Annotated in this window: 11 protein-coding genes; 6 read left to right on the top strand and 5 right to left on the bottom strand. The window is 41.5% G+C overall.

The window, feature by feature from the left end; genetic code table 11:
• Both ACLNCN_RS01685 and dtd read left to right on the top strand, forming a co-directional pair.
• Nucleotides 1–1,111 (top strand): TGS domain-containing protein (locus ACLNCN_RS01685; protein ID WP_424844495.1); only part of this gene is annotated, 1,111 nt, incomplete at its 5' end.
• Between the two features lie 29 nt (nt 1,112–1,140).
• Nucleotides 1,141–1,584, top strand: coding sequence for a D-aminoacyl-tRNA deacylase (gene dtd, locus ACLNCN_RS01680; RefSeq protein WP_084888701.1), 444 nt, complete (start codon nt 1,141–1,143; stop codon nt 1,582–1,584).
• Between the two features lie 38 nt (nt 1,585–1,622).
• Here the strand turns inward: dtd and ACLNCN_RS01675 are convergent, their stop codons facing one another.
• The 4 genes from ACLNCN_RS01675 to ACLNCN_RS01660 form a co-directional block, all read right to left on the bottom strand.
• Nucleotides 1,623–2,036: a hypothetical protein gene (locus ACLNCN_RS01675; protein WP_150922523.1), complete on the bottom strand. Its 414-nt coding sequence runs from the start codon at nt 2,034–2,036 to the stop codon at nt 1,623–1,625.
• An 18-nt stretch (nt 2,037–2,054) separates the two neighbouring features.
• Nucleotides 2,055–2,468: a hypothetical protein gene (locus tag ACLNCN_RS01670; protein WP_150922524.1), complete on the bottom strand. Its 414-nt coding sequence runs from the start codon at nt 2,466–2,468 to the stop codon at nt 2,055–2,057.
• 130 nt (nt 2,469–2,598) lie between these two features.
• Nucleotides 2,599–3,306: a nicotinamide mononucleotide transporter gene (locus ACLNCN_RS01665; protein ID WP_191962404.1), complete on the bottom strand. Its 708-nt coding sequence runs from the start codon at nt 3,304–3,306 to the stop codon at nt 2,599–2,601.
• 119 nt (nt 3,307–3,425) lie between these two features.
• Nucleotides 3,426–4,076 carry a metal-dependent transcriptional regulator gene (locus tag ACLNCN_RS01660; protein WP_023946198.1) on the bottom strand — a complete coding sequence of 217 codons (651 nt, stop codon included), beginning with the start codon at nt 4,074–4,076 and terminating at the stop codon, nt 3,426–3,428.
• 111 nt (nt 4,077–4,187) lie between these two features.
• Here ACLNCN_RS01660 and ACLNCN_RS01655 point away from each other — a divergent pair, with 111 nt between their 5' ends.
• From ACLNCN_RS01655 to ACLNCN_RS01645, 3 genes are all read left to right on the top strand, one after another.
• Nucleotides 4,188–5,030, top strand: a complete 843-nt coding sequence (locus ACLNCN_RS01655) for a metallophosphoesterase family protein (RefSeq protein ID WP_023946200.1) — start codon at nt 4,188–4,190, stop codon at nt 5,028–5,030.
• 75 nt (nt 5,031–5,105) lie between these two features.
• Nucleotides 5,106–5,543, top strand: coding sequence for an Rrf2 family transcriptional regulator (locus tag ACLNCN_RS01650; protein WP_150922525.1), 438 nt, complete (start codon nt 5,106–5,108; stop codon nt 5,541–5,543).
• Nucleotides 5,544–5,611: 68 nt separating this feature from the next.
• Nucleotides 5,612–6,631, top strand: a complete 1,020-nt coding sequence (locus ACLNCN_RS01645; RefSeq protein WP_424844494.1) for a YdcF family protein — start codon at nt 5,612–5,614, stop codon at nt 6,629–6,631.
• An 88-nt stretch (nt 6,632–6,719) separates the two neighbouring features.
• Here ACLNCN_RS01645 and ACLNCN_RS01640 read toward each other — a convergent pair whose 3' ends face one another.
• Complete coding sequence (locus tag ACLNCN_RS01640) at nt 6,720–7,793, bottom strand: DUF2974 domain-containing protein (RefSeq protein ID WP_424844493.1); 1,074 nt, start codon at nt 7,791–7,793, stop codon at nt 6,720–6,722.
• Between the two features lie 155 nt (nt 7,794–7,948).
• Here ACLNCN_RS01640 and ACLNCN_RS01635 point away from each other — a divergent pair, with 155 nt between their 5' ends.
• Nucleotides 7,949–8,626, top strand: a complete 678-nt coding sequence (locus tag ACLNCN_RS01635) for a response regulator transcription factor (protein WP_000548991.1) — start codon at nt 7,949–7,951, stop codon at nt 8,624–8,626.
• Nucleotides 8,627–8,714 lie beyond the last annotated feature (88 nt).

The raw sequence follows: 8,714 nt of genomic DNA, 5'->3' as shown, positions 1-8,714 counted from the left end.
CCAAGACCAGGCTGATGATGCCAAGGAATTTGTGGATTCAGTTAAGGAAAACTATCTGGCTGAGGAGATTTATGTCTTTACTCCAGATGGAGCTGTTCGTTCCCTTCCCAAAGATTCAGGACCGATTGACTTTGCCTACGAAATCCATACAAAGGTCGGTGAAAAAGCGACGGGTGCCAAGGTCAATGGCCGTATGGTTCCTCTGACAACCAAGCTCAAGACAGGGGATCAGGTTGAAATTGTCACCAACCCGAACTCCTTTGGGCCAAGCCGTGATTGGCTTAACATGGTCAAGACCAGCAAGGCCCGCAACAAGATTCGTCAGTTCTTTAAAAACCAAGATAAGGAATTGTCTATCAATAAGGGTCGTGAAATGTTGATGGCTCAGTTCCAAGAAAACGGCTATGTGGCCAATAAATTCATGGACAAGCGTCATATGGACCAAGTTCTGCAAAAGACCAGCTACAAGACAGAAGAGTCCCTCTTTGCGGCTATTGGTTTTGGAGAAATTGGAGCTATTACTGTCTTTAACCGTCTGACTGAAAAGGAACGTCGTGAGGAAGAACGTGCTAAGGCCAAGGCGGAAGCAGAAGAGCTTGTCAAAGGTGGCGAGATCAAGGTTGAAAACAAAGAAACCCTCAAGGTTAAGCATGAGGGTGGAGTGGTCATTGAAGGTGCCTCAGGTCTCCTAGTGCGGATTGCCAAGTGTTGTAATCCTGTTCCTGGTGACGATATTGTCGGCTACATTACCAAGGGTCGTGGTGTAGCTATTCACCGTGTGGACTGTATGAACCTGCGTGCCCAAGAAAACTACGAGCAACGTCTCCTTGATGTGGAGTGGGAAGATCAGTATTCAAACTCAAATAAGGAGTATGTAGCTCATATCGATATCTATGGTCTCAACCGTACAGGACTGTTGAATGATGTACTGCAAGTTCTTTCAAACACAACCAAGAATATATCAACAGTCAACGCTCAACCAACCAAGGATATGAAGTTTGCTAATATCCATGTATCCTTCGGCATTGCCAACCTCTCGACGCTGACTACGGTCGTGGACAAGATTAAGAGTGTGCCAGAAGTTTACTCTGTTAAACGAACCAATGGCTAATTGTCCTAGCTCTTACTAGAAAGGCTATTATGAAAATCATTATCCAACGGGTTACAAAAGCCCAAGTGAGTATCGAAGGTCAGGTTCAGGGGAAAATCAATCAGGGGCTCTTATTGCTGGTTGGTGTTGGACCAGAGGACCAAGAGGAAGATTTGGACTATGCTGTGAGAAAACTGGTCAATATGCGGATTTTTTCAGACGCAGAAGGCAAGATGAACCTCTCTGTCAAAGATATTGAAGGAGAAATCCTCTCTATTTCTCAGTTTACCCTCTTTGCGGATACTAAGAAAGGCAATCGTCCAGCCTTTACAGGGGCAGCCAAGCCTGATATGGCATCAGACTTCTATGATGATTTCAATCAAAAATTAGCGCAAGAAGTGCCCGTTCAGACAGGCATCTTTGGAGCTGATATGCAGGTTGAGCTGGTCAATGACGGACCAGTTACCATTATCCTAGATACTAAAAATAGATAAGAAAGACCAAGCCCAGCCGGCTTGGTTTTTCTCATCTATCATAAAATACTCCAAAATGCAATCGGTTCTTGATATGCTTGGGGGAAGTTTCTTTTCAGGCTTTGGCAGGTGCGATAGGAAGGGATGAGGTGTCCTAGGGTTAGGAGAGTTCCCTGAAGGAAAAGTGGCACACCACTCAAACATATCAAGGAGAGAATGATCAGGCTATCCCATAGAAGGATTTGTAAGGCAAAACGCCAGAATCTTGGTCTAATCTGGGAATAGAGGTGACTAAAGTGGTCACAAAGTTGGTTTGAAAGATAGGTCAATAGCACAGGATGAAAGAAAATGAGCCAACCGCTATAAATCAAAATCCAGTCCCAAGTAAGCCCCCCTTTAAATGTCAAAAATGCCAGCATGATTCCATCAATGACAAGGAGTTGAGTGGTTTTGATGAAGATGATTTTTTTCATGATAACCCCTCCTTTTCCTTAGAGACACTCCCATAAAGAGATATGTTTGTCGTAAAAGTCTGGATAGTTGTCTCTTAGGTAGTCGGCCGTCATATAATATAAAGTAGAATGGCAAGCAGTGATGATTGGCATAAGAGAGAGAAAACGCTGAGAACTAACGAAGGTTAAAAGGACAAAAAATAGAAAATCAATGGAGAGAATCCCTAAATAGTAGAAGCGAATCTTTTTATTGATTTGAGGATAAATCTCAGCGAATTGATGTTTGAGTCGGACAACCAAGCGAAATAACAGGAGTCCTTGAGTAAGGAGGAAAATAAAACCAGAGAGCAAGAGCCACTCCAAAGATGTCTCGGGTCTTTTGCTAAAAAATGCGAATAGTAGCAAATCGATGACTGCAATTGTTGTAAAATGGATTCTATAGAGTTTTCTCATGACAAGACCTCCCTCTTTTATCTAGCTTCATTTTACTCCAAACGAATGGGAGATACAACTAAAATGATAAAAAATTTTAGTAAGGAGATTCTATTAAGTCGACTTGCTTTTTTATTTAAGTTTCCTTCTATTATCTAACTTCTTCATCATTCCAGACAAATAAAGCTCCGATTGCATTGAGGATATAAAAGATGTATTTACCGATATTGGCGAAGTTTCCTTGAATACCAGCTTTTGTCAGCTGAACGAAATTGTAAATCAACCAAAAGCCCCACTGAGTTGTTAGTTTCAATGCGTTAAAAGCATTTGCAATGAGGGACAGTGCAAAGGCAATAGTTGTTACGTAGGCAAGGAGATTCATCTTTCCTCCATAGCCGATATAGTTTGTCACAAAGGCAAAGAGGAAGGCGATGATGGAAATGATGATGGCCGCCAATTTTAACTGTTTTTGGCTCATTTGGTTGGGTCTACCTTCTTGCGAAGCTTCCCATTTCTTAATAGCAAAGGTATAAATGAGGAAGGTGACAGGATAGGTAATGATGGCCGCCTTATTTCCCAGGATATAATCAATGGTGCCGGACAAAATCGTATTAACAATACCAAAGTAATTTCCCCATTTGCTTAATTTTCCCGTGAAACGAGTGGACAACATGGAAATTCCAACATTGGTTACGGAAATGAATCCAAAGGGAACAAGAGCTGTCCATGGTCCCCAGTCTACGAATTTGTCGAGACGGGAGTTAAGATAGCCAGATGCGATCGCAATTCCAACGACCAAAGCAACTCCGAAGAGGTCAAACCATTTAGATGTCGCAAAAATTTTTAGTGATTTTTTCATAGTTTAAGGTATCTTTCTTGTTTTTTACATCGATTTTATAATAAAATAAAAGCAAAATCAAATGATAGAAATAAAACCCTGAAAATTAAACTTTCAGGGTTAGTGGGGGACTTGAGAAATTAGTTGATTTTCTCGACATAGAGTTGTTTGGCAATGTCCATATTCACTTGTAAATCTTCATTTTTAGTGAGGATAGTGAAGGTATTGCTGAAGCCATCAAACTGCTTGACTTGGAGAGGATCACCGATGTGAAGCGAGTGCTTGTCCAGATAATGGAGAATGTCAAAACTATCGTGCACCCGAGTCAGACGGTAGGAGCCAGCTTCCTTGATATCCGCAAGGGGCAGGTTATTGATTTCAACTAAGAGTTCTCCCTTGGCTGGAATGGTTCCTCCGTGGGGACAGGTTTTAGGGAAACCTAGCAGTTTATCCAGTCTTTCCACGAAGAGGTCAGAGACAGTGTGTTCCAAGACCTCAGCTTCCTCGTGAATCTGGTCACTCGTATAGTCTAAATGATGGACTAGAAAAACTTCAATCAAGCGGTGTTTGCGGTAGAGTTCTGAGACCAGTTTAAGCCCTAGGTCAGTCAGTAGATAGCCACATTCCTTGTCCTTAAGGATGAGATTTTCACTCTTCATCCGTTTAATCATTTCAGTTACGGCAGGGGGAGAGACTTGCATGCGGGCAGCAATTTCCTTGTTGGTAATTTTATGCAGGTCTATGCCGATTTCATAAATACATTTTAGATAATCTTCTTTATTCGGGGTCATTCGCTTCCTCTTGTCTAATATCTTTATCTAGTATATCAAAAAAAGCTAGATTTCTCTAGCTGTGACTTTTTATGTTATACTTATTGCAAGAGAAAAAACGAGGAGATAAATATGACAAAAATAGCTCTTCTTTCAGATATTCATGGAAATACCACCGCCTTGGAGGCTGTTTTGGCAGATGCACGGCAGTTAGGAGTGGATGAATACTGGCTTTTAGGAGATATTCTCATGCCAGGGACAGGGCGTAGAAGGATTTTGGACTTGTTGGTTGAACTACCGATTACGGCTAGAGTTTTGGGAAACTGGGAAGACAGTCTGTGGCACGGTGTCCGCAAGGAACTGGATAGTACTCGTCCCAGCCAACGTTATCTCTTGCGCCAGTGCCAGTATGTTTTAGAGGAAATTTCCCTAGAAGAAATTGAATTGCTTCACAATCAACCTCTTCAGATCCATCGTCAGTTTGGTGATTTGACAGTGGGAATTAGCCATCATTTGCCTGATAAGAACTGGGGTCGTGAGTTGATTCATACTGGAGCGCAAGAGGATTTTGACCGCTTGGTAACCAATCCGTCCTGCGATATAGCTGTTTATGGTCATATTCACCAGCAGTTGCTTCGTTACGGGACTGGTGGGCAATTGATTGTCAATCCGGGTTCGATTGGGCAGCCTTTCTTTCTAGATGCCCAGTTGCGGAAGGACTTGCGGGCCCAGTATATGATTTTGGAATTTGATGACCAGGGCTTGGTAGATATGGACTTTCGACGGGTGGACTACGATGTGGCAGCTGAATTGCAGCTAGCTAAAGATCTAAAACTACCCTATTTTGAGGTTTATTATGAAAGTCTGGTCAATGGTATCCACCATACTCATAATCAGGAATTTCTGAGAGAATTGGCGCAGAAAGAGGGCTATGATAGGGAATTAGATGACTGGTTAAAAAGTGGTAACGATTGACATTACAACCAAAAAGGGTATAATAAAAGAAAAAGAAGAGTAGAGGCAGGGCAGCCTCGTAAAAAGGAGAAGAGCATGCAAATTCCAAGTAGATTTACCATTGCGACTCATATGCTGATAATTATTGCCCTCAAGGGGAAGGAAAGCAAGGTGACCAGTGATTTTCTGGCTGCTAGTGTCGGGGTCAATCCTGTCATTATCAGAAAAACCTTGTCCCAGTTGAAGAAGGCAGAGCTGATTTCAGTAGCGCGCGGAACAGGGGGAACAGAGATTGTCAAGGACCTCAAAGATATTAGTCTTTTAGATGTTTATCAGGCGGTTGAGTGTCTTGGTAAGACAGGCCAACTATTCAGTTTCCATGACAATCCAAATCCAAATTGCCCAGTCGGAGCTCATATTCATGAGGTTTTGGATCAAAAATTGGAGAGAATCCAGCTGGCTATGGAGGCTGAACTTGGTCAGACCAGTCTAGAACAAGTCGTGGCTGACGCAGAGAGTCAAATGAAGGATTGAGAGGGATAGATGCCCTCTTTTTTTCTTTGAATAATTATGATAAAATGAACTCATAAAAGGAGGAAGAAATGTATCTCGTTATAGGAATTGTATTAGCATTTATAGTGTCATTTTGGAAGGATAATAGAAGTTTGTGGAATCCAGTATTATTCTTATTATCCCTCATTTCCAGTTATTTTTATTTAGGCTACCTTTTTTATCAAAATGGGTATGAGAAGATTCATTTCGCTTTTTTTATATTTCCCTTTATTTTACTTCCTTTTTTGCTTTTTCTAAGTGGCATCTTTTTAATCTATAATGGGGTCATTTTGTTGAAGCGAGAGGGACGTTCAAAGGCTAATTATTTCTCCATGCTCCTTGGAATAGTCATTTTGCTATTTTTTGCTTTGATGTCATTTCGATTGGGAGGACGATATGAATTATTTTACACCAATCACTTTCTAAATATTTTATTTGCATTTATTGCTTATTCTTACTTTATTTTTGGTTTTGCTTTTGTGGCTTTCATTCTGTACTCTATCTTGTATCTCCTTATTCCTAAGAAGAAGCATTATGATTTTATTATCATTCATGGTGCAGGTTTGTTAGACGGAGAAAAGGTAACACCTTTGCTGAAGAGGAGAATTGATAAGGCAGTGGAAGCTTATCACAAGTCTAAGAATCCTCATATCAAAATCATTGCCAGTGGTGGTCAAGGAGGAGATGAGAAGATTTCTGAAGCGCAGGCTATTACAAACTATCTGCTTGAAGAGACAGATGTTCCCCAAGATGCGATTATCTTAGAGGATCAATCAAGGACTACCTACGAGAACCTTCTCTTTTCTAAGGAACTTGGTGAGAAACTGGTAGCCAAACCTCAATTCCTCTTTGTTACAAATGACTATCATGTTTTTCGTACCAGTACCTATGCGCGTAAGTTAAATATGAAGGGAGATGGCCTCGGATGTAGGACGGCAGGCTACTACATACCATCTGCTTTTATTCGGGAGTACGTAGCGCTCTGTGTCAAGATGAAATGGCTCTTTCTTGCCTTGTATGTCCTGCTGTTAGTTATCATTTTGATAGCCTACAAAGGGATTATTTGGTAGTCAGATTCTATTTAAAAAGACTTAGAATGCACATGAAAGTATGTATTCTAGGTCTTTTGTTTTGTATACATTTGATTTTTGAAAGGTACTATCTATTCTTCCAGGCTTGGTAACGGGTATCAATCAATAACTGGGTGAGGCGTCCCATGGTTTCCCTTTCTTCTGGAGTGAGGGATTGCGCTTGGACAAAGAGATGATGAATGTGTTCAAGCGCCTTTAAGGACGACAGGTCATTAATGGAGCTAATACCAGCATCAAGAATAGTGCCAAAGAAGAGGTCGAAGTAGAGCTGAAGTTCCTCGTCAGGGACTGTAGCCACCCACTCCTTGAAGGTTTTGTCTACTTGTTTACTATCACTGTTGATTTTATCCAGTTGGACGAAGTGATTGTCCTCAATCTGCCAACTAAAGGTATCGTGCTGGGCGATACCACCCAAGGCAGTACTGTGCACGATGATTTGCTGGTTAGGGATTTCCATCATCATACCGATAATGGAGCCTTGTGGGATGAAGACCTTGGTTCTATCCATTATCCTTTGATAGCCCTCGGTTTGTGTCAGTTCTTTGTGGAGACCAGGCGCATCAAAGGTATAAACTGCTGTAATCTGATCTTGCAAGCTTTGCTCAATTTGACTAGTAGCATAGATGGCTAGATTTCCTCCCTTGGAATGTCCAGCCAGAATGACCTTTTGCTTAGGATGTTGGGCAAAAAAGTTCTTTAAATAGCGGAGGGCATGCTTTTGAGCAGGAATTTCCTTCATATAGGTCAGGTGGAAATCTTCCTTCCAACCAATGATACTATCATCTGTCCCACGAAAGACAATCAGATAGGTATCGAGAGTGAGGCGGTAGGTCATAGCCGCAAATTGTTTTTGCAGTTCAGGGTCGATGTCGTTGATAAAATGGGAGAGTTTGCAATTTTTGAAGCGTTTGTGTCGAGCTAATTCATCCAATAATTGGAGTCGATTTTTGCTGGTCAACATGCTAGACTCTCTTGGAACCTGAGGTGCCAGGTCTAAAAGTCGCTGAGGACTTGTGGATACTAGATTATCAAAGGGGAGGTAGGTGGTTTCTGTTAAGGCTAGAATGTCTAATTCATTTAAAGGAAGGTCATAAAAGGAATCGTATGCGACATCTTTCAGGTAGTCAAAAATATTGGCCATAAGTGCTCCTTTCTTTTTATTTATCTTATCAAATTTCCCTTAAATTAGCTAGTAGGATTGCATCACTTTGTTGGCTACAAACAAGCTCTTTCAAATTCAGTTTCAGGCCTGCTAGCATGGAAAAATCTGTTATAATAATAGAAAAGGAGGAGCGCATGCACAAGATTTTACTAGTAGAAGATGATCAGGTTATTCGTCAACAGGTCGGGAAAATGCTCTCTGAATGGGGATTTGAAGTGGTTCTGGTAGAAGATTTTATGGAAGTTTTGAGTCTTTTTGTCCAGTCGGAGCCTCATCTGGTCCTCATGGATATTGGTTTACCCTTGTTTAATGGCTATCACTGGTGTCAGGAGATTCGCAAGATTTCCAAGGTGCCCATCATGTTTCTGTCTTCGAGAGATCAGGCTATGGATATCGTCATGGCGATTAATATGGGGGCGGATGACTTTGTGACCAAGCCTTTTGACCAGCAGGTTCTTCTAGCCAAGGTTCAGGGCTTGCTACGTCGTTCCTATGAGTTTGGGCGAGACGAGAGTTTACTGGAATATGCCGGTGTGATCCTCAATACCAAATCCATGGATTTGCATTATCAAGGGCAAGTGTTGAATTTGACCAAGAATGAATTCCAGATTTTACGCGTTTTGTTTGAGCATGCAGGCAACATCGTAGCGCGTGATGATTTGATGCGGGAACTTTGGAACAGTGACTTTTTCATTGATGACAATACCCTCTCAGTTAACGTGGCTCGTTTGCGTAAAAAATTGGAAGAGCAGGGCTTGGTAGGATTTATCGAGACCAAGAAAGGGATAGGGTACGGTCTGAAGCATGCTTGATTGGAAACAATTTTTTCTAGCCTATCTGCGCTCTCGTAGTCGTCTGTTTGTCTATATGCTTGCTTTAGCGTTTCTAGTTTTGCTTTTT

Source organism: Streptococcus sp. CL8.13 (assembly GCF_049737895.1).
Note: the sequence above shows the minus strand (reverse complement) of the source record. Positions and strands in the feature narration are given on the sequence as shown.